The following is a 26,527-nucleotide window of genomic DNA, read 5'->3' on the forward strand; positions in this document are numbered from 1 at the left end:
GTGAACAAGCGGGCGAGGTTCGAGGGCTATGACCTGATCGGTGACGTACATGGCTGTGGGGCGACCCTTGCCGCGCTGCTGGAGAAGCTGGGTTATCACCAGCGTGGTGGGGTTTACCGCCATCCACGGCGCAAGGTGATCTTCCTTGGCGATCTGGTCGACAGGGGGCCACGTGTCCGGCTGGCAGTGCAGATAGCCTATCGCATGGTCGAGGAGGGTGAGGCGCATATCGTGATGGGCAATCATGAATACAACGCCCTGACCTATTGCCAGCGTGCTCCTTCCGGACTGGGGCGTGACTGGCTGCGTGGACATACGCCGCGCAACAATCGCATCATTCGCGAGACCCTCGAGCAGTATCGTGACCATCCACAGGAATGGGAAGAAACCCTGGCCTGGTTCCTGGACATGCCACTGTGCCTGGAGCTCGATGGCCTGCGCGTGGTACACGCCTGCTGGGATCAGCCGTTGATCGACGAACTGTATCGGCGTCGCCCCGATGCCCGCATGGATCATGCCTTCCTGATTGAATCCACTGCCCCCGGTACCCGTGCCTTCCAGATTCTCGATCGCCTGACGCGTGGCACCCAGATTCCTCTGCCTCTGGGCGTTGAAATGCATTCCGGCGACGGTTTCACGCGGCGGAGCTTTCGCACTCACTTCTGGGCACGCTCCCCCGAGACCTGGGGAGACGTGGTGTTCCAGCCCGACAACCTGCCTGGCGATCTTGAACAGCGATCCCTGGCGGAAGAGGAGCGTGCGCGCCTCAGCCACTATGGCCCCGAAGAGCCGCCTCTGTTTATTGGGCACTACTGGTGTGAGGGCATCCCGGCGTTGCCGGCGCCCAATATTGCCTGCCTGGACTACAGTGCCGTCAAGTTCGGGCGCCTGGTGGCCTATCGCTGGAGCGGTGAATCACGCCTCGATGCCGACCATTTTGTCTGGCTGCGGGTGCCTCGTGAAGAGCGGGTCCGGCCCCAGCCATGGGAAATCGATCTAGATTGATACAAAGTGTTACAAAATTACTGGGTCGGGCGTTGAACTCCCGACGCAATCCGTCATCTGAGTAGGTGTTCCCTTGAATGATCCCTTGCTCTTGTCCGGCGGCCCCCTCCGCCGGATTTTTTATGCGTGTCCGCCGGAAGTTCGCGGCCGACGTCCCTCCCCACTCGAGGTAATGCCATGTATCGCGTGATGCTGCTGCCCGCCGATGCCGATACCCGTGAGCTGCGCCGCGCCCTCTGGGCGGCGCGTGTCGGTCATCGCATTACCGAGGAGTCGGAGGGCCAGCTGCTGTGGCTGGCCGACCCGGCTCAGCACGAGGCGTTGCTGGACGTTGTAGGGCGTTGGCAGCGTGGCGAACCCTTGCCGGTCGATGCGCCTCGACGGCACTCCATGAGCGCCGGGGCACTGCCGTCGGTGCTGCGCCAGGCGCCGTTGACCGCCGCGACCCTGGGTCTCTGCCTGCTGGTATTTGCCGCCATGGCGGTATTCGGCGACATGGTGATCGCGCTGTTGGCCATCGTGCCGCTGGGGATCAGTTCGGCCGGCACGCTATCGGTGGGGAGCCTGCCGGATGTACTGGCCTCGGGCCAGGTGTGGCGCCTCCTGTCGCCGGCTTTCCTGCATTTCGGCTGGATGCACCTGGTCTTCAACATGCTCTGGCTGTGGTACTTCGGCCGCCAGGTGGAGGCCTTGCAGGGTAGCCGACGCCTGCTGGTGATCGTGCTTGCCGCCGGCATCGGTGCCAATCTGGCCCAGTATGCGGCCGGTACCGCCTTGTTCGGTGGCATGTCCGGCGTGGACTTTGCGCTGCTCGGCTATGTCTGGCTGATGTCTCGTCGAGCGCCGGGTAGCGGCTTCTTCGTGCCGCAGATGCTGGTGGTGTTCATGCTCGGCTGGATGCTCTTTACCATGACCGACATGGCCGCCGCGGTTGGCTTCGGTAACGTGGCCAACGAGGCACACCTGGGCGGGCTGGTCGTGGGCCTGGCCCTGGGCTGGTACCATTCCCGACGTGCCCGCCGTTAGCGCTACCGCCTCGACTTCCAGGAGATATTTACGATGAGCGATATGACCTTCGAGCGCATGATTCAGCAGATGACGCCGACCATCTATGAGAGCCTCAAGCAGGCGGTATCCCTGCGCAAGTGGCCCGACGGTCGGTTGTTGTCCCGTGAACAGACCGAGCTGTGCCTCGAGGCGGTGATGCGTTACGAGGTGGAGAACAAGGTGCCCGAAAGCGAACGCGTCGGTTACCTCGAGCGGCGCACCTGCGGCGGCGACAGCAGTGGGGCGAACGTCGACCCGGCGCTGGCCGGTTTGGCCAAGGACGCCGGTCGTGACTGAGCCGATGCGCGTGGCCAGCGAGGTGCAGGGCTGCCTGACCAAAATGGCGGTCATTCCGGGGGCGGAGGGTGGACCGGCCCGGTATACCCTGCGCGCCGGTGAACAGCGCCTGGCGCTCAATGAGCGCCTGGGGCGGCCGCTGACGCTCGCCTGGAGCGGTGCCATCGCCTGTACGCATTGCGGCCGCGCCACCAAGAAGAGCTTCGCCCAGGGCTACTGCTATCCCTGCTTCAAGCGCCTCGCCCGGTGTGATACCTGCATCGTCAAGCCGGAGACCTGTCATTTCTTCGCGGGTACCTGCCGTGAACCGGAGTGGGCCGAGCGACACTGCTTCCAGCCGCATATCGTCTATCTGGCCAATGCCTCGGGCCTGAAGGTGGGCATCACCCGTGGTACTCAGGTGCCGACCCGCTGGCTCGATCAGGGCGCCGTCCAGGCGCTGCCGATCCTGGCGGTGGCGACTCGCCAGCAGTCCGGCCTTGTGGAGATGCTGTTCAAGGAAGAGGTGTCCGATCGTACCAACTGGCGGGCCATGCTCAAGGGGAACGCGTCGATGCTCGACATGCCCGCCGAGCGCGACCGTTTGCTGGCCCGCCTCGAGGGTGGCCTCGCCAATCTGCGTGAACGCTTCGGCGCAGACGCCATCCGGGTGCTGGATGAGGCGCCGGTGACGCTTGATTATCCGGTTCTGGAATACCCCACCAAGGTGGTCTCGCATAACCTCGACAAGACGCCCGACGTATCGGGTACCCTGCTCGGTCTCAAGGGCCAGTACCTGATCCTCGACAGCGGGGTGATCAACCTGCGCAAGTACACCGGCTACGAGGTCAAGGTTATCGCCTGATCCGGGAGGGGACTCCGCCACGTCCTGGAATGGTCCTTGAACGATGACGGGCCCCTCGTGAGGGGCCCGTTGTGCTGGAGCCCTGGGTCTCAGCTGGAGTCGGCGACCGTCGAGTAGGGGTTATCCGGCATCAGGGCGCGCGGCAGCGCCGGACGACGACTATCCTCCTTGGGGCCATAGTTCTCGGCCAGGTAGTCGAGGATCGCATTTTCCATTTCGGGCTGGAACTCCCAGAGCCCCTGGGTCTCCTGCATCCAGCGGATCAACGACTCCCAGTGGTTGCGAGTGCCGCTGTTCTGGGTCACCAGTTTGGCAGAATGGCAGACCGTACAGTTGGCCTTGGTCATCTGCCAGCCCTCGGCCTTGATCAGGCCGCTATCCGGATCCGTTTCCTGGGCCATCGACACCAGGGGAAGGCCCAGCAGGGCTGCCCCCAGCGTGGGCACGGCGAGTGCGCGTAAAGGCTTCATGGTACCTCCTAGGCGACCTGAATCGCGACGCGATGGCAGGCGTTGTTCAGGTACCCCTTGGGGTTCCAGCCCGGGACGACCATGGGTTGCGTACGGCCTTCATCATCGGTGGCTCTGGCCCAGACCTCGTAGTAACCGGGTTCGGGGAATTCAATGGATGTGGTCCAGCGTTGCCAGGCCAGGCGGTTGGGCGCCGCCTTGAGCTCGGCCTTCTTCCAGGTGGCGCCGAAGTCGATGGAGACATGCACCGCCTTGACGGACAGGTCGCCGGCCCAGGCGTGGCCGCGTACGGTCATGGCGTCGCTCAAGGGGTGGTCGATCCCCGACTTCGGGAAGGTAACAAGCGATTTTACCGGCATCGACTGGATGGTGACGAAGTCCTCCTCGGGCACCATGCTACCGGGTGCGACCGGGTGTTTGGGTACACTGTAGGAAGGGGCGCCCATCTTGGTGCCATCATGTTTCTGATTGCGGATCACGATACGCTTGAGCCACTTCCCGGAGACCGAGCCCGGCCAACCGCTACACACCACGCGCAGGGGATAGCCGTTGAGGTAGGGGATGTCCTCGCCGTTCATGGCCCAGGCGATCAGTGACTCATCCTCCAGGGCCTTTTCCATGGGCACGCCACGGGAGATGGGATCCTTGTCGGGGTCTCCGCTGGCGTGGGCATCGGCGCCGTAGTAGCCGGTGTAGACGGCGTCTTCCTTGATACCACAGGACTCGAGAACATCACGCAGGCGCACGCCGGTGAAAGTGGGGCAGGCCACCGCGCCGGTGGTCCACTGGTTGCCGCTGGCCGAGGGCACGTATTCGCTGCGGCCGTTGCCACCGCACTCCACCTGGAGCTGGTAGGTATGGTGCTCGAATCTTTCCTTGAGGTCGGCAATCGAGAAGCTCTGTGGCGACTCGCAGGACTCACCGCCGATCTCCAGCTGCCAGGTATCGACATCGATATCCTCCACCGCAGGCGGAATGCCGTTGTTACGCACGAACATGTGCTTGGCAGGAGTGATGTCGTCGTCAAGCAGGTGGGGCGGGGTTTCGGCGTTGATCGGCCGGTCATTGAGGATGGTCAACCCCTCCTTGCCCTCCAGGGTGAAGGGCTCGTCGCTCTGTGCCAGGGCCGCCGGGATCAGGCCGCCAGGCATCTTGTCGGCAAAGGGGATGGAACCACCTACTGCTGCCGCCATGGCCAGCAGGCTCGAGCGCTTGAGGAAACCCCGGCGGGATACCGGGTCGACCTCACGGTTCCATACCAGTCGGTCTGCCGCCTCGGGATCCTCGGCGTAGAGCTCATGGAGGCCACGGGTCTTGGAGTCGGGGGGGAGCTTTGTCATGAGGGTTATTCCTGCCAGGTTCAGGCGCCGCGTTGTCGTCGGCGCCGTGTTGTCGTTGTAATGTCTTGGGCAGCCCGTGTTCGGGTCCTGTGTTCTTCCAGCCTAGCAGGGTTGCCAGGAGTTGCTGCCCGATGTCGGCGTACTGGCAGGCCGGGCCATCAGGCACGGGACGGGGGGCGTATCGGTCAGCCGTGAGTCAGGCGTGATAGTGCGACCCCGGCAGGGCTACCCCTGCCGGGGGAGGATGCGTCGGTAACGGTCGAGGCACTCGTCCAGCCATGCCCCGGTGAGGTGGCTCGGGGGTGCGGTGCCGGGAGTGCGCAGCTCGAGGAGGAACCAGCCGACCCGACTGTCGGGCTCGACCAGGCGCGGTGTCAGACCCGCCGGCAAGCCCTGGGGGCGGCACCAGGTGAGTTCCAGAGCATTGTTGTCGATCAGGTACTGGAAGCGAGAGGCATCACGCAGTACCGCGATCCCACCTTCAGCCAGGCCGCGGGAAAGGCTCTCCAGGGTGCGGTAGGCAGGGGCCCCGGCAGCACGGCAGGCATGCTGGCCCGAGACATGACAGCGCTCTCGCGCCTCCGGCGCCTCAGGCCAGTTACCACCGGCCAGGCGCCGAGCCGTGGCAGGCCAGGCGAGGGCGATGATGCGTGCCGGGGTGCCGTCGGAGAGGCGTGTATCGTCGCGGGTGATCGCGCCGTGGCGAAGCTCTTGGCGCAGCCAGGCGTAATCGCTGGCCTGCTGGATGGTGTCACGGGCTTCGTCGGCGGTGTGGCTGGCGCTCTGCAAGGAGCGCAACAGGGAAAGGGTTCGCAGAATCACGGGCTGGCCTCACGTTTGACGTCGCCATCTTCCCGCTTGGGTCACGCCCTGGCAAGGGCGTTGGCGCAGGGGAGAAGCGACGCTCCCGCCTCGAGTGGCGAGAGCGGATCTGCCGTGCCCGGCAAAGCACCACCCGACATGGCGCCGGGCGGTGCCTCAGGGTGGGGCGCCGGGATCAAGCGATGGCGGGCCGACCCACCAGTTCCTCGAGGGACGCTTCAATAATTGCCAGGCCCTCTTCCAGGATCTCGTCCTCGATGGTGACCGGCATCAGAAAACGCAGGGTGTTGCCGTAGAGGCCACAGGAGAGCAGGATCAGCCCCTTCTCGCGGGCACGCTTGCACAGCGCCGCCGCGAGGTCGGCGTCCGGGGTGTGGTGGGCCTTGTCGGAAACGATATCGATCGCGGCCATGGCGCCCATGTGGCGGCCGTTGTCGATGCAGTCGAACTGTTGTTGCCACTTTTCGAATCGCTTGCCGAGCCTTTCCCCCAGGGCCTGACTCTTCTCGAGAATCTTGTCTTCCTTGAAGACGTCCAGAACCGCCAGCACGGCAGCGCAGGAGACCGGGCTGCCGGTATAGGTGCCGCCCAGAGAGTTGGCGCCGGAGGCATCCATATGAGCGTCGGTGCCCACCACGGCGGAGATCGGCATGCCGTCTGCCATGCTCTTGGCCATGGTGATCAAGTCGGGCTCGACGCCACTGTGCTCGATGGCGAACATCTTGCCGGTGCGGCCGAAGCCGGACTGTACCTCGTCGATGATCATCAGCATGCCGTGCTCGTCACAGAGGTCACGGATCGCCTTGAGGAAGCCGGCCGGCGCCGGATAGAAGCCGCCCTCGCCGAGCACCGGTTCGAGCACGATGGCCGCGGTATCGCGCGGGTTGGCGTCGGTCTTGAGCGTCATCTTCAGCCCGCGCAGGGCCTCTTCCTCGCTGACCCCGTGATAGTCAACGGGGTAGGGGGCGCGAAAGACGTTACCCGGCATGCTGCCGAAGTCGGTGGCGTAGGGGGCAACCTTGCCGTTCATGGCCATGGTCATGAAGGTGCGGCCATGGTAGCCGCCGTCGAAGCAGATCACGTTGTTCTTGCCGGTGGCGGCGCGGGCGACCTTGACCGCGTTCTCCAGTGCCTCGGCGCCGGAGTTGGCCAGCATCACCTTGGCGTGGCCGCGTACCGGAGTGATCCGGCTGAGCTGCTCGGCCACCTTCACATAGCCCTCGTAGGGCATCACGGTCTGGCAGGTGTGCATCACGCGATCGAGCTGTGCCTTGACTGCCTCGACCACCTTCGGATGGCGGTGGCCGATGTTGAGTACGCCGATACCACCGGCGAAGTCGATGATGCGGTTGCCATCGGCATCCCAGATCAGGGCATTTTCGGCGCGATCGGCAAACTGGGTCGCCGGACTGGCGGCGCCATCGGCGACAAAACGCTTCTTGAGGTCGTTGAGTTCTGCGTTGGTCATGTGGCCTCCTGGTGGTGGGTTGGCGATCCGCTTTCGGCCGCCGGTACTCGATTATTCTAGTTCAAGGAAGGCTTTCGGGCCTTGGTGAGCCCCGTCGGTCAGCCGGGTCTCCTCGGCGTGGTTCAGGTGATCCCATGGCCAGGTTGCCATGCCGACAGGCGGGTTGGAATGATCTCGGCGTGTCTGATCCCGAGGGACAGTCGGCGGCATTTTCCGTTACACTATGGCGCCTGAAATTGCGACGTCTACCGATGCTCGCATCGAACGGTCTGCACGCCGAATACCTCGCCGCCCTGGGCGGCTCCTGCGAAGCGATATCGAGGTGAGCCTTGATCGATCTCCTGAACGCCTGGTGGGCCCAGCAGCTGGTGCTGTGTGATTGGGTCTTCGACCCCGACCCATTCAGCATTGCCCCGGAAGACGCCCGCGCGCGCCTGTCGATCCTGGAAGTGCCGGACCGTGGTGAACTTGGATGGCGGCTGCTTGAGTCCCTGGATGCCGGCGGGGCCGACGCCGACCCGGCGAAGCTGCTGGCGGCGTTGGAGCTGATCGCCCTGGCCGGCGCGGCGGGTTGGCTGGCCGAGACTCAGGCCCGCGCCTGGGCCCATTGGCTGACCGGCGAGATCGTGGCCCATCATCGCGACCTGGATGCCTGGCTGGAGGCGCTGCGCCGCGCACGCAGCGACGAAGGCTGGGTGCGTGGCGATGATAACTTCGCGGAAGCCTGTGAGGCCCTGGCGGTTCTCGAACATGAGGGGGATGGCATTACCTGGGAGCATCTGGGCGAGTGGCTGGCGGTGCACGATCGTCCCGAGGCTCTCTGGCCCGGTAACGAGAGCGCCGCCGTCTGGCGGCTGCGTGCCGGCTTTGCGCCGATACTGGCGCTGCCCGCCGGCGATCAGGACTGGGCGGGCGTCGCCGAGTGGCTCGCCGCGAACTGGCAGGTGCATGGTCGAGAGGACCTGATACGTGCCCTGCTGTGGCTGGGGGCCCAGGGCGATCGTCAGGGGTGGGATCTCGATGCCAGCCGGTTGCTGTCGCTCGATCATGATGCCCGCCGTGCCTGGTGCGATGGCCTGGAAGCGGGTGAGCAACGCTATGGCCGAACGCTGATGGCGCTGCTGGAGCAGGGGGAGCCGTTGGAATGGGCGGCCTGGGACTGGTTGCGCCTGGTGGATCTGGCTTGGGCGGGCGCCTGTCTCGGCTGGTTGCAGACCGAAGAGGCCGAGGCCTTCGCCCTGCACGCAGCCGATCTGATTCAGCATCGCTACAGCGACTGGTCGGCCCTGGCCAGGGGCTTTCAGCGTGGGCGCAGTCTATTCGAGGGGCGCGACCTGCTGGATACCTTCGCCGCCGACTGGCGACTGCTGTTGCACTCGCCGTTGAGTCCCTGGCGGGTGCCGCTACAGGGGTTGGTGGACGAAGCCTGGCTGGTACCTGCCCGGGAGGCGATGCTTGGCTGGCGTGCCGACCCCTGGCATTGGGTGCTGGCGCTGGCGTCGGTGCGCGAGCCGGAACTGGCCACGCGCCAGGGAGTCTCGGCGGCGGTGCCACCGGCGCGCCGAGCCGATGCGCGCCGCTATCTCGCCGAGCATCTCGACCTGTACGCCGAGGAGGGTGTCGAGGCGCTGGTACGCTACTGGCTGCCGGCCCAGGCGCATCACTTGAACCAGCTTGCCACCGATGCGGCCCACGGGGCACTGCCGCCTGCCGAGACGCCCTTCGGGAAGGCCGACCCGGGCATGCTGGCCCAGCGCAATGACTTGCGCACGGCCAGCCGTCACGCGGCCACCATCCATATGGCCGAGAAATACGCCTTCTATCTGCAGATGTCCTTCGACAGTCATGACTTCGATGCCGAGGGGCTGGCGGCACTGGCCGAGGCGCTGCGAGGCTCGCTGTGCCGCTTCTACCCGGATGCCCGACGCCTGCTCGAGGCCTGGATATGCTGGGACGCGCTACTGCCGGAGGAGGACCAGCCGGCGCTGGCCCCGGAAATCCGCTGGCACCTGGAAGACCCGGGTAGCCTCTTCCACTGGCTCGATTGGCGAGTCGACGAATGGCACGAACCGGGGCCCCGTCCAAGGCTTTCACAGTTTACCGCGCTGTCGTTGGTGGGGCCTCTCAACAGCCCGCCCTGGAGCCTGCCGCACCGCGAGAGCGAGCGGGAGGCGATGGCCATTCGGGAGTGGGTCGATGGGCACTTTGCCCTGCATTCCGCCGAGGAGCTCGTCGAGTTTGTTGATTTCCTGCTGGAGAGCGGTGACCGCCAGGAATATCAGATCAACTATGCCCCCTATACGCTCAACGCCGCGCGCCTCGCCTCGGAAATCGCGATCCTGGAGAGCGGCGAATGCAGTGACGAGGAGCGCACCCATCTACTGCGACTCCAACGGGTTCGTGATAACGAGGATGGCTGCAACGACACCGACCTGATCGCCTGGGACCTGGCTCAGGCGGTGGATCTGGCCGTTGCGGGTCGCCAGTTGGGCTGGCTGGAGGCGGAGGCCTTCAATAAAGTGCTGGAACGGGCCCATGGCCTGGCCGCGGGCCATTATTCCGGCTGGGAGGCCTACGCCCGTGGTTTCTATACGGGCTTCTCGTTCTTCATGGGTGAGACCCCGGAGCGCGAGGGCTTTCTGGCAAGCCTGCGCCAGGCCCTGGTCGCCTGGTTGAGTGCCGCACCGCCCCTGGCCGGCCCCTGGGCCAGCCTGGAGTTTCCCGGTGCACGACCGCGTCACTGGGCGCCCATGCATGTCGACACCCTGCCGGGGGACGCCCGCCTGCTGCACTGAGGCGCGGCCCAGGGTCGCCATCCCCGAGTGGCTGGTTTATAGTCGCAGTATCGAATGAATGGCAATCGAATGAATGGCTCCACCTGCCGGGAGCCCTTGATCACAACGAGTCGCTGGCAGGCTGTCATGGCAGTGCTACCGAAAACGCATGGGTGGCACTGCCATGGTGTTGGTCTCCGTTCCCGGATCCCCGATGTCGGTGGGGCGGCTCAGGGAAAAGGTTTTTGATGCATGATTGTTAACCGTTCGAGCCGTACCCTGTTGATGATCGTGTCGTTGGCCATGCTGGCCGGTTGCGCCTCGGGGTCTCGCCATGATGCCTCTCACGGTGTTGATGAGCCCTATTTTGCCCGCGACATGCCGGGACTACCCGGCGGCTGGGATCCCATGATGTCGCGGGTGGACAATCCGATTCTCGAGGCCCGCCGGCTCGGCAACCCGCCGCCTGCCCTGGTGCGTCAGGCCCTGTTGGCCCAGCATGAGGACTGGGTGGGAACCCCCTATCGCCTGGGGGGCACATCGCAGCATGGTGTCGATTGTTCGGCGCTGGTGCAGAATGTCTTTGCGGAGACTTTCCAGCTCAATCTGCCCAGGACCACAGGGGAGCAGGTGCGAGAGGGGAGCCCCGTCGCACGCGATGAGCTGGCCCCGGGGGATCTGGTGTTCTTCCGGCCGCCCGGCGCCTATCGTCACGTCGGTATCTTCATTGGCGACGGCCGCTTCCTGCACGCCTCCTCGTCCCGGGGCGTGATGATCTCGAGGCTGGATAACAGCTATTGGCGTCGCTATTACTGGCAGGCGCGGCGAGCCCTGGAGCCGACCAACCTGGCCCAGCGTCTGCTGGTCGACGTCGACGCCTGAGCGCCTCTGGTTTCCGGCACACAGGGCTCGTCATGATTCATATGCGTAGCGCTGCCTGGTGGCGAGCCACACTAGCACTGGGTCTGGGCTCGTTGCTGGTTTTCATCAATCTTTATGCGCCTCAGCCGCTACTGCCTGACCTGCGCGAGGCCTATGGCGTCTCGACACTGGTGGTAGGGCTGGTGATGTCAGTGGCCACGCTGTCGCTGGCGGTTTCGCTGCTGGTATTCGGTCCGCTCTCGGATGCTATCGGTCGTGACGGCATCATGCGTATCAGTCTGCTGGCGGCGGGTCTTCTTTCTCTGGCGCTGGCGTTGGCGCCCAGCTTCGAGGCTCTGCTGTTAGTGCGTGCGCTACAGGGCTTTGTACTGGGTGGTCTGCCTGCCGTGGCCATTGCCTGGATGGGCGACGAGTTCGAGCCAGATGCGATGCTGGCTGCCGTGGGCCTCTATATCGGGGCCAACACATTGGGAGGTATCAGCGGGCGCCTGGTGGGTGGTGGCATGGGGGAGCTCGGAGGCAGCGCGGCCGGCTTCTTGACAGTGGGGTTGATTACCCTGGTGGGGGTCGTGATCTTCTGGAAGCTTCTGCCGCCGTCGCGTGGTTTCACTCCGCGTCGCTTCGAGCTGTCCGCCGCCCTCGCGGATCTTCGTGGTCATCTTTTAAATCCTCTCCTGCTGTCGGCCTACCTGCTGGGCGGGCTCAACTTTCTGATCTTCATCAACCAGTACAGCTACATTACCTTCCGCCTGGCTGCACCCCCCTTCAGCCTGGGATCCACCCTGCTGGGACTGGTATTTCTGACTTACCTGGGGGGGACCCTGGGCTCTTCACTCTCCGGTCGACTGGTACGCCATCTTTCCCAGCCGGCCTGCATGATGCTGGGCATCGTGATCTTCATGGTTGGCACCCTGGTCACTCTGGCCGACAGCCTGCCGCTGATCCTGCTGGGCCTGACCATCAACGCCTTCGGCTTCTTTGTAGCCCATTCCATGGCTTCCAGCTGGGTGGGGCGCCATGCTCGCCAGGGGAGGGGGAGCGCCTCGGCACTCTATCTGGTGTTCTACTACAGTGGCGCCAGCCTCGGGGTATTTTGGCTGGAGCCGTTCTGGAGCCTGGGTGGCTGGGGAGGGGTGGCGCTGGGCTCCTGGCTGATACTGGGCGTCACGCTGTCGATCGCTGCCTGGCTCCGGCGATGGCGGCCGGATGGAAACGCCGGGCGCTAGGACGCCGCCTTCCATGCAAAAGGGGCAGCCGGTTGGCTGCCCCTGTGATGCGCGGTCACCAGTGAGCTCTTAGTGCTCCTGGCCGCCCTCGCCGTGCACGTGACCGTGCTCGGCTTCCTCATCGCTGGCTTCGCGAACCGAGGCGATCTCGACGTCGAAGTTCAGAGTCTGGCCGGCCAGCGGGTGATTGCCATCGACGGTGACGGTATCGCCGCCGACCTGAGTCACGGTGACCATCAGCGGACCGCCTTCGGTCTGGGCCTGGAACTGCATGCCCGGCTCGATACTTTCGACGCCCTGGAAGGCATCACGCGGCACTTCCTGCACCAGTTGATCCTGCTTCTCACCATACCCCTCGGCGGGGGCTATTGTAGCGTTGAGCTTGTCACCGGCAGCGCGGCCCTCAAGCTCCTTCTCCAGGCCCGGAATGATGTTGCCGGCACCGTGGAGGTATGTCAGCGGCTCGCGGCCTTCCGAGCTATCCAGCACCTCACCTCCGTCGTTGGTCAGGGTGTAGTGGAATGCGACAACGGAATTCTGCGCAATTTGCATTATTGAAGAACCTTTCGGTGAGTGCATGTCGGGACATGGTAACGCGGGAGGTAGATGCTGTCAGTGGCAATGGAGCATTTTCAGGCGTCATGCCGTCATCCTGAGTCGTGTTCACCCGCGTCGGCGGTGGCCCTTGAATGGTTGCGTCCCCCCGGTGGCGAGGCTAACCTAGCGACCTCTCGATTCTTCCAATGATGTTCTATTGATACCCGGAGTCTTCCATGACACAAGTCGTGATCTGGTTGGTCGCCTTCGCCGCGATCCTCGTTCTCTCCCTCAAGCGCTGGTCCTCGCTGAGCGCATCACTCGACGGCATGCTGCCCCAGCCGATGAAGACCGGCGGTGACAACAGCGTGATCTGGAGCCTGGCCCTTGCCGTGCTCGGCGCCACCACCCTGGTGCGTCCCGTGGACGTTCTGATGACCGTCATCGTGCTGTGTATTCTGGCGCTGGTGGCCGTCAAGCTGGGCGGTTGGGCCATGAACAAGGTGGACTTCCACTGAGTCGCCGACCTGGCTAGCTGACCAGGCCCCTGGCCACACGACGAGAAAGGCCCGTGGAGTGATCCACGGGCCTTTCTCGTGACTGACTGATATGACGGTCAGTGCGGTGGGTGCAGCGCCATCAGTAGGGAGCGACGCTGATATTGCGGCCGCTGCCGATCAGGCGCACACGCTGGCCGACCTGGAAGGCCTGGTCGGACTTCTGCACGACCACGACATTCATGCCGTCGTCGCGGCGGATTTCCATCTCCCAGGCGTTGACCCGGTTGGCCGACTCTTCGATCTTGCTGCCCGCCACGGTGCCGGCGATGGCACCGGCGGCGGTGGCCAGAGTGCGACCGGAGCCGCCACCCACCTGGTTGCCCAGCAGGCCACCGATCACGGCACCGCCACCCGAGCCGATGATGCCGCCGGCGCGACTCTCGGCCTGTACCTGTACCTGGCGCAGGGCCTGGATGGTACCTAGGCGAACCGTCTGCTCGGCGCCGGCCTGGTTGCTGCTGTAGACATTGCCGCCCATGGAGGCGGTATTGGCGCAGCCGGCAAGCGTCAGGGCGCCGATGGCGAGCACGGGGAGAAGACGTTTCATGGGAATCATGCTTGACCTCCTGGGGCGTTCAACGAGAGCCGTGTCATCACTGACTCCCAGCTAATTTGGCGAACGGTGTTCGCTAATTCGAGTTTACCCGGTACCGGCATGCTTGGCTAGCACCGGGCCATTGATCGCCGTTCATTCTAGCGTGTTGGCTCGCCAAGCAAAGTGAATCCCTACTTTAGCCAACAACAAGGTGCTCGAAGTGTAGCCGACAGGATGCCCAAGGCAAAAAAACGGGGAGGCATAGCCTCCCCGTGTCCTGCGGTCTTTCAGCGTGTCGTCTCGCCTAGAACTGATTCATGGTGTTGTCCCCGCCACCGGCCTTGAGGGCCGCGTCGCCGTGGAAGAACTCCTTGTGGTCGTCACCGATGTTGGAGCCGGCCATGTCCTGGTGCTTGACGGTGGCGATGCCTTCACGGATCTCGCGGCGCTGCACGCCCTCCACGTAGGCCAGCATGCCCTCGTCACCGAAGTAACCCTTGGCCAGGCTGTCGGTGGACAGCGCCGCGGTGTGATAGGTCGGCAGGGTGATCAGGTGGTGGAAGATGCCGGCATCGCGTGAGGCATCGCGCTGGAAGTTGCGTGTCCACTCGTCGGCCAGCTGAGCGAGTTCGGTGTCATCGTACTCCGGGCGCATCAGCTGGGCGCGATCGTAGCTGGAGACATCCTTGCCCTCTTCCTGCCAGGCATCGAATACCTGCTGACGGAAGTTCAGCGTCCAGTTGAAGGAGGGGCTGTTGTTGTAGACGAGCTTGGCATCGGGCACCGCTTCGCGAATGCGGTTCACCATGCCGGCAATCTGGCCGACATGCGGCTTCTCGGTCTCGATCCAGATCAGGTCCGCGCCGTTCTGCAGGCTGGTGATGCAGTCCAGCACCACGCGGTCTTCGCCGGTACCCGGCTTGAACTGGTAGAGGCCCGAGGCCAGACGCTTGACCTTGACCAGCTGCCCCTGCTGCTTGATGACCACGTCGCCGTTGTTGATGTCCTCGGCCTTCTCGATGACGTCGCCGTCGAGGAAGTTGTTGTACTGGTCGCCCAGATCGCCCGGCTCGTTGGTCACGGCGAGCTTCTGGGTCAGGCCGGCGCCCAGGGAGTCGGTGCGGGCAACGATGACGCCGTCGTCGACGCCGAGCTCCAGGAAGGCATAGCGCACCGCGTTGATCTTGGCCAGGAAGTCCTCGTGGGGCACGGTGACCTTGCCGTCCTGGTGGCCGCACTGCTTCTCGTCGGAGACCTGGTTCTCGATCTGGATGCAGCAGGCACCCGCCTCGATCATCTGCTTGGCCAGCAGATAGGTGGCCTCGGCATTGCCGAAGCCGGCGTCGATATCGGCGATGATGGGCACCACGTGGGTCTCGTGATTGTCGATCGACGCCTCGAGCTCGCTCACCCGGGCACTGTCACCGGCCTGTCTGGCTTCTTCCAGGGCACGGAACAGATGGTTGAGCTCCCAGGCATCGGCCTGGCGCAGGAAGGTGTAGAGCTCCTCGATCAGGCCCGACACGGAGGTCTTCTCGTGCATGGATTGGTCGGGCAGCGGGCCGAACTCGGAGCGCAGGGCGGCCACCATCCAGCCGGAGAGGTAAAGGTAGCGGCTCTTGGTGGTGCCGAAGTGCTTCTTGATGGAGATCATCTTCTGCTGGCCGATGAAGCCGTGCCAGCAACCCAGCGACTGGGTGTACCGGGCACTGTCGGCGTCGTAGGCCGCCATGTCGTCGCGCATGATCTTGGCGGTGTACTCGGCGATGTCCAGGCCGGTCTTGAAGCGGTTCTGGGCACGCATGCGAGCGGCGTTCTCGGGGCTGATGTCTGCCCACTTGCCCTGCATGGCTTCACGAAGCTGGGACAGTGCCTTGATATCTTCCTGGTATGACATGGGGCCATCCTCTCTCAGGGGTGATCGCTCTGGGTGTTGGGTTGTTCATCTTTAACAGCTAATGCTGCATCTGCGAACTGATGTCAGAATCATCGATCGAAGGCGGCCTGTCTCTCCTGCCTTAGTCGAAGGATAGCGAGTTTGAAACGAGTGTATGGTGCCAGCGTTGAAAGCGACTGAAATGTTCACTCGACGACTCGTCTTGGCCCTCACTATCACCCATCACTGCAGGGCACGACAATCGCCCCTTAGGGTAAGACAGGGTTGTAGCCCGACTACACGAGACCCCAATAATGGGGCCTCGTGTAGTGAATTTTCGTTTGAAAGAGGGAAGGGCGACTCAGGGGCCGCCCAGGGAGAGGCGCATGTTGCGGTGCGGTATGCCGGCATCGAGGAACGCCGGCCCATAGGCCTCGAAGCCCAGGCGGGCGTAGAAATCGAGGGCATGAGTCTGGGCCGCCAGTTCCACCGCGGGCAGGCCCTGGCGTCGAGCGGAATCGATGGCGGCGCGCATCAGGGCGACCCCGGCGCCCAGGCCTCGAGCCTCGGCGAGTACCGCCACCCGGCCGATATGGGCATCGGGCAGCAGGCGGGCCGTGCCCACGGGCAGGCCGTCCTTCAGGGCCAGGAAATGACGGCATTCGCCGTCACGACCGTCCCATTCTTCCTGCTGTGAGACGCCCTGTTCCTCGATAAAGACGCTGCGGCGTATGTCGGTGGCCTCGGGTCCCAGTTGCCCCCAGTCGCCTTCGCGAATCGTTAGTGTTTCCTGTGTCACGATGGACTCCTTGCGATCGCTCCCTGGGGCCACGCCCTCGGCTAGTCTTCAAACTCGTTGGCCCAGGCCAGGCTGCCGGCATCGAGCAGGGCGGCGAGCAGGACATCGGCACCGGCATAGGCCAGCACTTCCGCGTCCAACACGGACGCCGAGGCGACATGCCGGGCCAGTGCCAGCCCGCATTCGGCGCCGTCGCCGTCGGCAAACAGGGTGGCGCGACCCTCGCCGAGATCATGCCAGGCCAGGCGCGACCCGGGGGTGCGCAGCAGTTCCTCGCCTTGCTGTAGTGCCGCAACAAGGTCGGCCGGGTCGGTAGGCGCCTCGTTGGGCACCAGCTGATCGACATACTTGGGCTGGGTCATGACCCGCCCGAACCATTGGGCGAGGCGAGTCGGGTCGTCCAGGGTATCCAGGAGCAGGTGGCGCATGCGCTGGATGGCGGCGTCATCCAGCTCACCGGTATCGGCGGGAGGGACCATGCCGGCGTCGGAATAGCGCAGCGAGTCGGGCAGCTTGTCGCCCAGGAAGTCGGCGAAGGAGGCCAGGGACTCATCGGCCGAGGGGGCGCGGAAGCCCACCGACAGGGTCAGGCAGTCGTCGGACTGGCTGACTCCATGGTGGGCCCAGCCCGGTGGCAGATACAGCATGTCTCCGGGTTCCAGCACCCAGTCGTCACCCGGCTCCACCCCGAAGTGTTCGAGGATGCGCAGGTCGATGCCGGGGATGATGGGGGCGTCGTCATCGACTCGGCCGCCCAGCTGCCAGCGGCGACGGCCCATGCCCTGGAGCAGGAAGACGTCGTACTGGTCGACATGGGGGCCCACGCTGCCGCCGGGCGGTGCATAGCTGATCATGATGTCGTCGAGTCGCCAGCGAGGCAGGAAGGTGAAGTGCTCGAACAGCTCGGCCACCTCGGGAACATAGTGGTCCACGGCCTGGACCAGCAGGGACCAGTCACGGTCGGGCAGGGCGGCGAAGGTCGCATCACCGAAGGGGCCATGACTGACCCGCCAGGGATGGGCCTGGCCCTGCTCATCGCGGCCATGTTCCTCGACCAGGCGTGCTTCGATGCCCTCTTCACAGGCCAGTCCGGCCAGCTCGTCAGGCGACAGGGGGCACTGAAAATCGGGGAAGGCGCCGCGGATCAGTACCGGCTTCTGTTGCCAGTAATCGCGCAGGAACTCGGCGGCGGAGAGGCCGCCCAGCATGGCGAGTGGGGCGTCGATGCTCATAGGCTCCTCGCCTGCTCGGCGGCGTTACCGATATAGGTGGCCGGGGTCAGCGCCTTGAGTTCGACCTTGACGGCCTCGGGTAGCGCCAGGGTGTCGATAAAAGAGGCGAAGCCGGCCTGGTCGATGCGCTTGCCCCGCGTCAGCTCCTTGAGCTTCTCGTAGGGCTTCTCGATGCCATAGCGGCGCATTACCGTCTGGATCGGCTCGGCCAGTACTTCCCAGCTGGCGTCGAGGTCCTCGGCGATGCGTGCCGGATTGGCCTCGAGCTTGCCGATGCCCTTGAGGGCGGCCTCATAGGCGACCAGGCCATAGGCCAGGCCAACGCCGAGGTTTCTCAGCACGGTGGAGTCGGTGAGGTCACGCTGCCAGCGTGACACCGGCAGCTTCTGGGCCAGGTGGCCGAGAATCGCGTTGGCCAGCCCCAGATTGCCTTCGGAGTTCTCGAAGTCGATGGGGTTGACCTTGTGGGGCATGGTCGAGGAGCCTATCTCGCCCTCGACGGTCTTCTGCTTGAAGTAGCCCAGGGAGATATAGCCCCATACGTCGCGGTCGAAGTCGACGAGGATGGTGTTGAAGCGGCATACCGCATCGAACAGCTCGGCGATGTAGTCGTGGGGCTCGATCTGGGTCGTGAAGGGGTTGAAGGTCAGTCCCAGGCCCTCGACGAAGGTGCGCGCATTGGCCTGCCAGTCCACTTCCGGGTAGGTGGTCAGGTGAGCATTGTAGTTGCCCACCGCGCCGTTGATCTTGCCCAGTACTTCGACGCCCTCGATCAGCTTCAGCTGGCGGCGCAGGCGATAGGCGACGTTGGCCATCTCCTTGCCCAGGGTGGTGGGGCTCGCCGTCTGGCCGTGGGTGCGCGAGAGCATCGGCAGGTCGGCATGCTCCTGGGCCAGGCGGGCGATCTGGTCGGCCACCTCATGCATGGTCGGCAGCAGGGCCTTGAGGCCGTCGCTGAGCATCACGCCGTGGGAGAGGTTGTTGATGTCCTCGCTGGTGCACGCGAAGTGCACGAACTCGCTGACGGCGTGCAGCTCGGGGGACTCGGCGATGCGCTCCTTGAGGAAGTACTCGACCGCCTTGACGTCATGATTGGTGGTGCGCTCGATGGTCTTGATGCGCTCGGCGTCCGCTACCGAGAAGTCGCGGATCAGCCCTTCGAGGAAGGCCGTGGCCTGGGCCGAGAGCGGCGGCACTTCGGTGATGCCGGGCTGCTCGGCCAGGCGTTGCAGCCAGCGGACCTCGACGATGACCCGGGCGCGAATCAGGCCGAACTCGCTGAAATGCTCGCGCAGGCGTTCGGCCTTGGCGCCGTAGCGGCCATCGACGGGAGAAAGGGCGGTCAGGGCAGAGAGGGGCAGGGCTTGCATGGGCGTGTGTTCCGATTCGTGAAGGCATTGAGCGGCGTAGGGGGAGAACGGCTCAGGCGAGCCGGTCCAGGGACTTCTTCAGGGCGCCGCGCTGTACGATAAGCTTCCAGCGTCGGCCTCCCTGCTGGTGCCAAAGCAGGGCGAAGCGGATGCCGGCCAGCAGGCAGGCACGTACCCGCTCCGGCATCATGCGAGTCTGCAGCAGGGAGGGGTCGCCCTGGACAACGATGCGCGTCTTGAAGGTGGAGAGCGTCTCCTGGTAGGCCTCGCCGAGACTGGCAATGACGTTCTCATGGGTGTCCCCGAAGTGTTCGGCCTGGCCTTGAATGCGGGTCAACTTCTCGCCCAGGGCATCCATCATCGTGTCATTCTGGCGCAGCTTGTTCATCAGCAGCAGTAGCGTGAAGCCGTAGCGCAGCACCACCGGGTTCACCGTCTTGCGGCCGACGACGCCTTCGAGCGCCTCGAGGCCGCGCCGCAGGTTGTTGGGGTGGCCACCGTAGATCGCCTCGAAGCTCTCGGGATTGGTGTCCAGGGTGGCGCGGATCAGGGTATCCCAGGCGCGGGGGTCGACCTGGCCGGTGCGGGCCAGTTCGTCGACCAGGCTGGCCGCCTGGAAGACGCCGCCCAGGGCCAGGGCCTGGCGGGTCGTCGGATCATCCGGTATGCGATGGATCGGGGTGGACGCACTCATGGGGCCACCTCCACGGCGTTCCAGGCCTCACGGATGACCCCGCCGCCCAGACAGATCTCGCCGTCGTAGAGCACCAGCGACTGCCCCGGCGTCACCGCGCGCTGTGGGTCATCGAATACCACCTCCACGCCGCCATCCTCCCGGGTCCGGAAAGTGCAGGGCACATCGGCCTGGCGGTAACGGGTCTTGGCGGTGAGGCGGCCCTCGATGGCGGGTGCTTGGCCCGCCACCCACTCCATGGGCTCGGTGGCCAGGGTGTCGGTGTAGAGAAGCGGATGATGCTTGCCCTGAACGGCCACCAGCACGTTGCGCTCGAGGTCCTTGCCCGCGACATACCAGGGGGCATCGGGGTGGTCGGGAAGCCCGCCGATGCCCAGTCCCTGGCGCTGTCCCAGGGTGTAGTACATCAGCCCCATGTGCTTGCCGATCACCTCACCCTCGGGGGTCTCGATCCCCCCCGGCTGTGCCGGCAGATATTGCTGGAGGAAGTCGCGGAAGCGACGCTCGCCGATGAAGCAGATGCCGGTCGAGTCCTTCTTGCGCGCGGTGATCAGATCATGGCGCTCGGCGATGGCGCGCACCTCGGGCTTCTCCAGTTCGCCCACCGGGAAGAGGGTCCTGGCGATGGCGGCTTCCGGGACGGCATGCAGGAAGTAGCTTTGATCCTTGTTGGCATCGAGCCCCTTGAGCAGGCGAGGGCGGTCGTCGCCATCGAGGCGACCGCGCACCTGCCCTTCGCGAACATAGTGGCCGGTGGCGATCTTCTCCGCGCCGAGCATCTCGGCGTACTCCAGGAACACCTTGAACTTGATCTCGCGGTTGCAGAGGATATCCGGATTCGGCGTGCGTCCGGCCTGGTACTCGGCCAGGAAGTGCTCGAAGACATTGTCCCAGTATTCGGCGGCGAAGTTGGCGGTGTGCAGGCGAATGCCGAGTTTCTCGCATACGGCCTCGGCATCCGCCAGATCATCCTTGGCGGTGCAGTATTCGGTGCCGTCGTCCTCGTCCCAGTTCTTCATGAACAGGCCTTCGACCCGATAGCCCTGCTCGAGCAGCAGCAGGGCGGAGACGGAGGAATCGACGCCGCCGGACATGCCGACGATCACCTTGCCTGGGGTGGCGGTCATGGACGCCCTCGAAATCGGTGTGACATAAATGGGGCGAGATTATACCTGAATCGAGCGGGAAGCTCGAAAAACGGCGCACCGTGCGGGTCAGCGCTCGTGAATCACGTCCATCGGATAGAAGCGTCTGGCCAGGGCGTCGCGGATGCGGCGCAGTACCAGAGGGCTTCTCAGCCGTCCCTCGCGATCCAGTGCCTCGATCTGTTCCAGGGTCAGCCAGTGCACGGCGTGAATGTCGGGGTCCGGCGCGTGTCCCATATAGGCCAGGGCCATGCCGAGGAAGGCATGACTGTGGAAGGTGAGCCCATCCTGGGGCTCATGAACATACATTCCCAGGTAGTCGCTGATGCCGACCCGCCAGGCCGTCTCCTCCTCGACCTCGCGCAGTGCGCCATCGCGGATGCGCTCGCCGGGCTCCAGATGTCCGGCGGGCTGGTTGAAGAGTGTCCGCGGGCCGCCGCGGTCTTCTTCCACCATCAAAAAGGCGCCGGCGCGTTCCACCACGCAGGCGACGGTGACATAGGGGTGCCAGCGGCTCATCGTCGGCTTCCTCGCTTGTGGGTGGGGCGCGCCCCGGCTGGGCCGCCTCGCGTTCGTCCATGGTCGCGGCGACCGGGCGCCGCGACCGGGGCATGCAGTGTCTCACGACGCCACTCTCCCGGGGCCAGGCCGTCGAGCCGCCAGGAGCCGATGGCCACCCGCACCAGGCGCAGAGTCGGATGGCCCACATGGGCCGTCATGCGGCGTACCTGTCGGTTGCGCCCTTCCGAGATGGTCAACTCCAGCCAGGTCGTGACGGGGTGGCGCTTCGGGTCCAGGGGCGGGTCGCGCTCCAGAAGCTCGCTGTCTGACAGGCGGCGAACCCTGGCCGGTTGGGTCATGCCATCCTTGAGGCGGATGCCCTGGCGCAGAGCCTGGAGGGCGATGTCATCGGGCCTGCCTTCCACCTGCACTCGATAGGTCTTGGGCTGCTTGTGGCGTGGATGGCTGATGCGGTGGATCAGTTCCCCATCGTCACTAAGCAGGAGCAGTCCTTCCGAATCGTGGTCGAGGCGGCCGGCGGGGTAGATGCCCGGCACCTTGATCACGTCGGCCAGGGTCGCGCGACGCTCGTCCGATGGGCCTTTCCGGTCGGTGAACTGGGAAAGCATTCGGTAAGGCTTATGGAGCAGATAGAGATTCATGGCAACGCCTTTGCCGTTAAGTGCCGAGCGGCTGTCGCCGCCAATGGTGGGCGTCAATGATCGGCATCATAACGCGAAGGCTCCCCTTCGCCGAGGGCGAAAGGGAGCCGAAGGGCCGCCCGCTCCGTGTGGTTCAGGATTAGGCGGCGAGTCGCGGTGGGGCGGACGATCAGCCCTTGGTGACCATTGCCAGTGCATCGTTCAGCGTCTTGCTGGGGCGCATGACGGAGCGAGCCACATCGGCATCGGCGTGGAAGTAGCCCTTGATGTCGGCCGGCTGACCCTGTACGCCGTTGAGCTCCTCGAGGATCGTCGCTTCGTTGGACTTGAGGGTCTCCGCCAGGCGACCGAAGAGCTCCTTGAGGCCGGCATCCTGGTCCTGGGCGGCCAGGGCTTCGGCCCAGTAGAGGGCCAGATAGAAGTGGCTGCCGCGGTTGTCCAGCTCGCCTACCTTGCGCGAGGGCGACTTGTTGCTCTCGAGGAATTCACCGGTGGCCTTGTCCAGCGCATCGGCCAGCAGGGTCGCCCGCTCGTTGCCGAACTGCTTGGCGAGGTGCTCCAGGGAGGCGCACAGGGCGAGGAACTCGCCCAGGCTGTCCCAGCGCAGGTGGTTCTCTTCGAGGAGCTGCTGTACGTGCTTCGGTGCGGAGCCGCCTGCACCGGTCTCGAACATGCCGCCACCGGCCATCAGCGGCACGATGGAGAGCATCTTGGCGCTGGTGCCGAGTTCGAGGATCGGGAACAGGTCGGTCAGGTAGTCGCGCAGGATGTTCCCGGTCACCGAGATGGTGTCGAGGCCGCGAATGAGGCGCTCTAGGGTGTAACGCATGGCGCGGACCTGGGACATGATCTGGATGTCCAGGCCGTCGGTGTCATGCTCCGCGAGATAGGCCTTGACCTTCTTGATCAGCTCATTCTCGTGGGGGCGGTAGGGGTCGAGCCAGAAGACCGCCGGCATTCCGGAGTCGCGGCAGCGCTCCACGGCGAGCTTGACCCAGTCACGGATCGGCGCGTCCTTGACCTGACACATCCGCCAGATGTCGCCTTCTTCCACGTTCTGCGAGAGCAGAATCTCGCCGGTTTCCAGGTCGGTAATGTTGGCGACGCCCGCCGCCGGGGCCTCGAAGGTCTTGTCGTGGGAGCCGTATTCCTCCGCCTTCTGCGCCATCAGGCCGACGTTGGGCACGGTGCCCATGGTGGCGGGATCAAAGGCGCCATGCCATTTGCAGAAGTTGATCATCTCCTGGTAGATGCGGGCGAAGGTGGACTCCGGCATGACCGCTTTGACGTCCTTGAGGCGGCCGTCGGCGCCATACATCTTGCCGCCGGCGCGGATCATGGCGGGCATGGAGGCGTCCACGATCACGTCACTGGGCGAGTGGAAGTTGGTGATGCCGCGCGCCGAATCCACCATTGCCAGCTCCGGGCGCTGGTCGTGACAGGCGTGAAGGTCGCGGATGATCTCGTCACGCTGGCTTTCGGGCAGGGTGTCGATCCGGTCGTAGAGGTTCGCCATGCCGTTGTTGACGTCGACGCCCAGCTCGTCGAACAGCGCACCGTGCTTCTCGAAGGCTTCCCGGTAGAAGATCCTGACGCAGTGGCCGAAGACGATGGGGTGCGAGACCTTCATCATCGTCGCCTTGACGTGCAGCGAGAACATGACGCCGGTCTTGCGTGCGTCCTCGATTTCCTGTTCGTAGAAGTCCAGCAGCGCTTTCTTGCTCATGAACATGCTGTCGATGACCTCGCCCTCGAGCAGCGAGACGCGCGGCTTGAGCACCAGGGTCTCACCGTTCTGGGTGACCAGCTCCATTTTCACGTCGCGGGGACGGTCCAGGGTCATCGACTTTTCGCCGTCGTAGAAGTCGCCACTGTGCATGTGGGAGACGTGGCTGCGCGAGGCCTGGCTCCATTCCCCCATGTGGTGGGGATACTTGCGGGCGTATTGCTTGACGGCCTTGGGCGCACGGCGGTCCGAGTTGCCTTCGCGCAGCACCGGGTTGACGGCGCTACCCATGACCTTGGCGTAGCGCGCCTGGATATCCTTGTCTTCCTCGCTGGCGGGGTCGTTCGGGTAGTCCGGCAGGGGGTAGCCCTGTCCCTGGAGCTCCTTGATGGCGGCTCTCAGCTGCGGCATGGACGCGCTGATATTGGGCAGCTTGATGATGTTGGCCTCTGGCGTCTTGGCCAGGGCGCCCAGTTCGGCCAGGTGGTCTTCCACCTGCTGGCCTTCGGCCAGGTAGTCGGGGAACTGGGAGAGGATACGGGCCGCCAGGGAGATATCGCGGGTTTCCACTTCGATGCCGGCGGCATCGGTGTAGGCGTCGATGATCGGCAGCAGTGAGTGGGTCGCCAGCGCAGGCGCTTCATCGGTGAACGTATAGATAATCTTGGGCGTTTGGGACATGGGGCGTAGATCTCTCTGGTCACTGCGGTGGCGGGAAACGGGGGAGCCATACAGGGCGCCCTCCAGTGAGGCGGTCATTATATCCCGATTGTCGACAAATGTCCCGGCAAGCCTACTCCGTCGCGGGGGGCGAATGCTATACTCGCCAGTCCACTGAACCGACCAGAAAGGGGAGTTCTCAATGGGGTTTCAAAAAATCGTTTTGCCTAATGGTGGTCAGAAGATCGCCGTCAATGCCGACAATAGCCTCAATGTCCCGAACGAACCGATCATTCCGTTCATCGAGGGTGACGGCATCGGTGCCGACGTCACTCCGGCGATGAAGATCGCCATCGACGCCGCCGTGCAGAAGGCCTACGGCGGCGAGCGCCGGATTCACTGGATGGAAGTCTATGCCGGCGAGAAGGCGACCCAGGTCTATGATGCCGACACCTGGCTACCGGAAGAGACGCTGGAAGCCGTCAAGGACTACGTCGTCTCCATCAAGGGGCCGCTGACCACCCCGGTGGGTGGTGGTATTCGCTCGCTGAACGTGGCGTTGCGTCAGAAGCTCGACCTCTATGTCTGCCAGCGCCCGGTACGCTGGTTCGAGGGGGTGCCGAGCCCGGTGAAGGCGCCCGGCGACGTCGACATGGTCATCTTTCGCGAGAATTCCGAGGATATCTATGCCGGTGTGGAGTGGAAGGCCGGTTCGCCGGAGGCCGACAGGGTAATCGAGTTCCTCCGCGAGGAGATGGGTGTCACCAACATCCGGTTCCCGGAGGAGTGCGGTATCGGCGTCAAGCCGGTCTCCGTGGAGGGCACCAAGCGTCTGGTGCGCCAGGCCCTGCAGTACACCATCGACAACGATCGCGAATCGCTGACCCTGGTGCATAAGGGCAATATCATGAAATTCACGGAAGGCGCCTTCAAGGACTGGGGGTATGAGCTGGCCAAGGAGGAATTCGGGGCCGAGCTCCTCGACGGGGGGCCCTGGATGATCATGAAGAACCCCAGGACCGGCAAGGAAATCGTTATCAAGGACGTGATCGCCGACGCCATGCTTCAGCAGATCCTCCTGCGTCCGGCGGAATATGACGTGATTGCGACCCTGAATCTCAACGGCGACTATATCTCCGATGCCCTGGCCGCCGAGGTGGGTGGCATCGGTATTGCGCCGGGCGCCAACATTTCCGACACCACCGCCATGTTCGAGGCCACCCACGGCACCGCCCCGAAGTATGCCGGCCTGGACAAGGTCAATCCGGGCTCGCTGATCCTTTCCGCCGAAATGATGCTGCGGCACATGGGGTGGGTCGAGGCCGCCGACCTGGTGCTTCAGGGCATGGAAAGGGCGATCTCCAAGGGTGAGGTCACCTACGATTTCCATCGTCAGATGGACAATGCCACGCTTCTTAAATGCTCCGAGTTCGGCCAGGCCGTCGCCGATAACATGTAAGGCGATCCTGCATGGCTGGCCCCCGTTCGCCGCCTGGCGGGCGGGGGCCTTTGCGTTGTGCCAGGCTGTTCGAAGAAGTTCGATGAACCCCGCCGGATCTCGGGCGTCCAAGTGGCAGGACGTCCAGGCCGGCTCAGTCGAGACGAATGATGCTCCCTATGTCAGCGCAGATGTTCGCCGCAGTAGCGGTGTACGGTGGTATGACACGCCCGCCGGGCACCGTCGAGGATGATGATCTGGCGGTGCAGACCGCCGACCCGCAACTGGCAACGCCACCGATGTACAAGGTGGTGTTGCACAACGATGACTTTACCCCCATGGAGTTTGTGGTAGAGGTGTTGCAGACGTTTTTCCATCTGGATAGTGAGGCCGCGGTACAGGTGATGATGACGGTGCATACCCGGGGCAAGGCGACCTGTGGCATCTTTACCCGTGATATCGCCGAAACTAAAAGTCATCAAGTCAATCAATACGCTAGAGAGTGTCAGCATCCGCTGCTGTCGGATATCGAAGCGGCGGACTGATCCCCCGGAAGTGGTGGCGATGGGCGTAAGATTCGCTGCCGTTGGTGAGTGGGCTTGCAACGGTGGCGTTTG

The 26,527-nt window shown here is 64.4% G+C and carries 25 protein-coding genes; 10 read left to right on the forward strand and 15 right to left on the reverse strand.

Annotation, left to right across the window (positions count from 1 at the left end; all coding sequences use genetic code 11):
* The 4 genes from Q358_RS0108325 to Q358_RS0108340 all read left to right on the forward strand — a co-directional run bounded on the left by Q358_RS0108325 (position 1) and on the right by Q358_RS0108340 (position 3,193).
* Positions 1-1,005, forward strand: coding sequence for a metallophosphoesterase (locus Q358_RS0108325; RefSeq protein WP_027961627.1), 1,005 nt, complete (start codon positions 1-3; stop codon positions 1,003-1,005).
* 177 nt (positions 1,006-1,182) lie between these two features.
* On the forward strand, positions 1,183-2,031 hold the full coding sequence (locus Q358_RS0108330; RefSeq protein WP_027961628.1) for a rhomboid family intramembrane serine protease: 849 nt from the start codon (positions 1,183-1,185) through the stop codon (positions 2,029-2,031).
* 33 nt (positions 2,032-2,064) lie between these two features.
* Complete coding sequence (locus Q358_RS0108335) at positions 2,065-2,349, forward strand: YeaC family protein (RefSeq protein WP_027961629.1); 285 nt, start codon at positions 2,065-2,067, stop codon at positions 2,347-2,349.
* A gap of 43 nt (positions 2,350-2,392) precedes the next feature.
* Positions 2,393-3,193 (forward strand): DUF2797 domain-containing protein, encoded by an 801-nt coding sequence (locus Q358_RS0108340; protein ID WP_245598294.1) that lies wholly within the window; start codon positions 2,393-2,395, stop codon positions 3,191-3,193.
* An 89-nt stretch (positions 3,194-3,282) separates the two neighbouring features.
* On the opposite strand, the gene Q358_RS0108345 is transcribed toward Q358_RS0108340, so the two are convergent.
* The 4 genes from Q358_RS0108345 to gabT all read right to left on the reverse strand — a co-directional run bounded on the left by Q358_RS0108345 (position 3,283) and on the right by gabT (position 7,293).
* Positions 3,283-3,663: a hypothetical protein gene (locus Q358_RS0108345; RefSeq protein WP_027961631.1), complete on the reverse strand. Its 381-nt coding sequence runs from the start codon at positions 3,661-3,663 to the stop codon at positions 3,283-3,285.
* Between the two features lie 8 nt (positions 3,664-3,671).
* Positions 3,672-5,003, reverse strand: a complete 1,332-nt coding sequence (locus Q358_RS0108350; RefSeq protein ID WP_027961632.1) for a sulfite oxidase — start codon at positions 5,001-5,003, stop codon at positions 3,672-3,674.
* 225 nt (positions 5,004-5,228) lie between these two features.
* Positions 5,229-5,825, reverse strand: coding sequence for a hypothetical protein (locus tag Q358_RS0108355; protein WP_027961633.1), 597 nt, complete (start codon positions 5,823-5,825; stop codon positions 5,229-5,231).
* 175 nt (positions 5,826-6,000) lie between these two features.
* Positions 6,001-7,293, reverse strand: coding sequence for a 4-aminobutyrate--2-oxoglutarate transaminase (gene gabT / locus Q358_RS0108360; protein WP_027961634.1), 1,293 nt, complete (start codon positions 7,291-7,293; stop codon positions 6,001-6,003).
* Positions 7,294-7,622: 329 nt separating this feature from the next.
* Between gabT and Q358_RS0108365 the strand changes: the two genes are divergently transcribed.
* The 3 genes from Q358_RS0108365 to Q358_RS0108375 all read left to right on the forward strand — a co-directional run bounded on the left by Q358_RS0108365 (position 7,623) and on the right by Q358_RS0108375 (position 12,175).
* On the forward strand, positions 7,623-10,088 hold the full coding sequence (locus Q358_RS0108365; RefSeq protein ID WP_027961635.1) for a DUF1266 domain-containing protein: 2,466 nt from the start codon (positions 7,623-7,625) through the stop codon (positions 10,086-10,088).
* 231 nt (positions 10,089-10,319) lie between these two features.
* Positions 10,320-10,949: a C40 family peptidase gene (locus tag Q358_RS0108370; RefSeq protein WP_027961636.1), complete on the forward strand. Its 630-nt coding sequence runs from the start codon at positions 10,320-10,322 to the stop codon at positions 10,947-10,949.
* Between the two features lie 32 nt (positions 10,950-10,981).
* On the forward strand, positions 10,982-12,175 hold the full coding sequence (locus tag Q358_RS0108375) for an MFS transporter (RefSeq protein WP_027961637.1): 1,194 nt from the start codon (positions 10,982-10,984) through the stop codon (positions 12,173-12,175).
* Positions 12,176-12,244: 69 nt separating this feature from the next.
* Here the strand turns inward: Q358_RS0108375 and Q358_RS0108380 are convergent, their stop codons facing one another.
* A complete protein-coding gene (locus Q358_RS0108380; RefSeq protein ID WP_027961638.1) occupies positions 12,245-12,727 on the reverse strand; it encodes an FKBP-type peptidyl-prolyl cis-trans isomerase in 483 nt (160 codons plus the stop codon).
* Between the two features lie 221 nt (positions 12,728-12,948).
* Here Q358_RS0108380 and Q358_RS0108385 point away from each other — a divergent pair, with 221 nt between their 5' ends.
* Positions 12,949-13,230, forward strand: coding sequence for a hypothetical protein (locus Q358_RS0108385; protein ID WP_027961639.1), 282 nt, complete (start codon positions 12,949-12,951; stop codon positions 13,228-13,230).
* 121 nt (positions 13,231-13,351) lie between these two features.
* On the opposite strand, the gene Q358_RS0108390 is transcribed toward Q358_RS0108385, so the two are convergent.
* From Q358_RS0108390 to Q358_RS0108435, 10 genes are all read right to left on the reverse strand, one after another.
* Complete coding sequence (locus Q358_RS0108390; protein ID WP_027961640.1) at positions 13,352-13,819, reverse strand: outer membrane lipoprotein; 468 nt, start codon at positions 13,817-13,819, stop codon at positions 13,352-13,354.
* 292 nt (positions 13,820-14,111) lie between these two features.
* Positions 14,112-15,704: an isocitrate lyase gene (locus tag Q358_RS0108395; RefSeq protein WP_027961641.1), complete on the reverse strand. Its 1,593-nt coding sequence runs from the start codon at positions 15,702-15,704 to the stop codon at positions 14,112-14,114.
* 340 nt (positions 15,705-16,044) lie between these two features.
* Positions 16,045-16,482, reverse strand: a complete 438-nt coding sequence (locus Q358_RS0108400; protein WP_043487909.1) for a GNAT family N-acetyltransferase — start codon at positions 16,480-16,482, stop codon at positions 16,045-16,047.
* Positions 16,483-16,523: 41 nt separating this feature from the next.
* Positions 16,524-17,714 carry a cupin domain-containing protein gene (locus Q358_RS0108405; RefSeq protein WP_027961643.1) on the reverse strand — a complete coding sequence of 397 codons (1,191 nt, stop codon included), beginning with the start codon at positions 17,712-17,714 and terminating at the stop codon, positions 16,524-16,526.
* Positions 17,711-19,075 carry an adenylosuccinate lyase gene (gene purB, locus Q358_RS0108410; RefSeq protein WP_027961644.1) on the reverse strand — a complete coding sequence of 455 codons (1,365 nt, stop codon included), beginning with the start codon at positions 19,073-19,075 and terminating at the stop codon, positions 17,711-17,713. The genes Q358_RS0108405 and purB overlap by 4 nt, the downstream gene beginning before the upstream one ends.
* Before the next feature lie 61 nt (positions 19,076-19,136).
* On the reverse strand, positions 19,137-19,778 hold the full coding sequence (gene hflD, locus Q358_RS0108415; RefSeq protein WP_027961645.1) for a high frequency lysogenization protein HflD: 642 nt from the start codon (positions 19,776-19,778) through the stop codon (positions 19,137-19,139).
* Positions 19,775-20,905, reverse strand: coding sequence for a tRNA 2-thiouridine(34) synthase MnmA (gene mnmA, locus Q358_RS0108420; protein ID WP_027961646.1), 1,131 nt, complete (start codon positions 20,903-20,905; stop codon positions 19,775-19,777). Before mnmA ends, hflD begins: the two co-directional genes overlap by 4 nt.
* A gap of 87 nt (positions 20,906-20,992) precedes the next feature.
* A complete protein-coding gene (locus tag Q358_RS0108425) occupies positions 20,993-21,442 on the reverse strand; it encodes an NUDIX domain-containing protein (protein ID WP_027961647.1) in 450 nt (149 codons plus the stop codon).
* The gene (locus Q358_RS16900) at positions 21,439-22,086 is read right to left on the reverse strand and encodes a pseudouridine synthase (RefSeq protein ID WP_051530259.1); all 648 of its coding nucleotides are present in this window, start codon (positions 22,084-22,086) and stop codon (positions 21,439-21,441) included. The genes Q358_RS0108425 and Q358_RS16900 overlap by 4 nt, the downstream gene beginning before the upstream one ends.
* A 169-nt stretch (positions 22,087-22,255) precedes the next feature.
* Complete coding sequence (locus tag Q358_RS0108435) at positions 22,256-24,493, reverse strand: NADP-dependent isocitrate dehydrogenase (protein ID WP_027961648.1); 2,238 nt, start codon at positions 24,491-24,493, stop codon at positions 22,256-22,258.
* 181 nt (positions 24,494-24,674) lie between these two features.
* Here Q358_RS0108435 and icd point away from each other — a divergent pair, with 181 nt between their 5' ends.
* Both icd and clpS read left to right on the forward strand, forming a co-directional pair.
* Positions 24,675-25,931: an NADP-dependent isocitrate dehydrogenase gene (gene icd / locus Q358_RS0108440; RefSeq protein WP_027961649.1), complete on the forward strand. Its 1,257-nt coding sequence runs from the start codon at positions 24,675-24,677 to the stop codon at positions 25,929-25,931.
* A gap of 200 nt (positions 25,932-26,131) precedes the next feature.
* Entirely contained in the window at positions 26,132-26,455 is a 324-nt protein-coding gene (gene clpS / locus Q358_RS0108445) for an ATP-dependent Clp protease adapter ClpS (protein ID WP_043487924.1), read from the forward strand.
* Positions 26,456-26,527 lie beyond the last annotated feature (72 nt).

The sequence above is a fragment of the Halomonas halodenitrificans DSM 735 genome, assembly GCF_000620045.1.
Taxonomy (GTDB): Bacteria; Pseudomonadota; Gammaproteobacteria; order Pseudomonadales; family Halomonadaceae; genus Halomonas; species Halomonas halodenitrificans.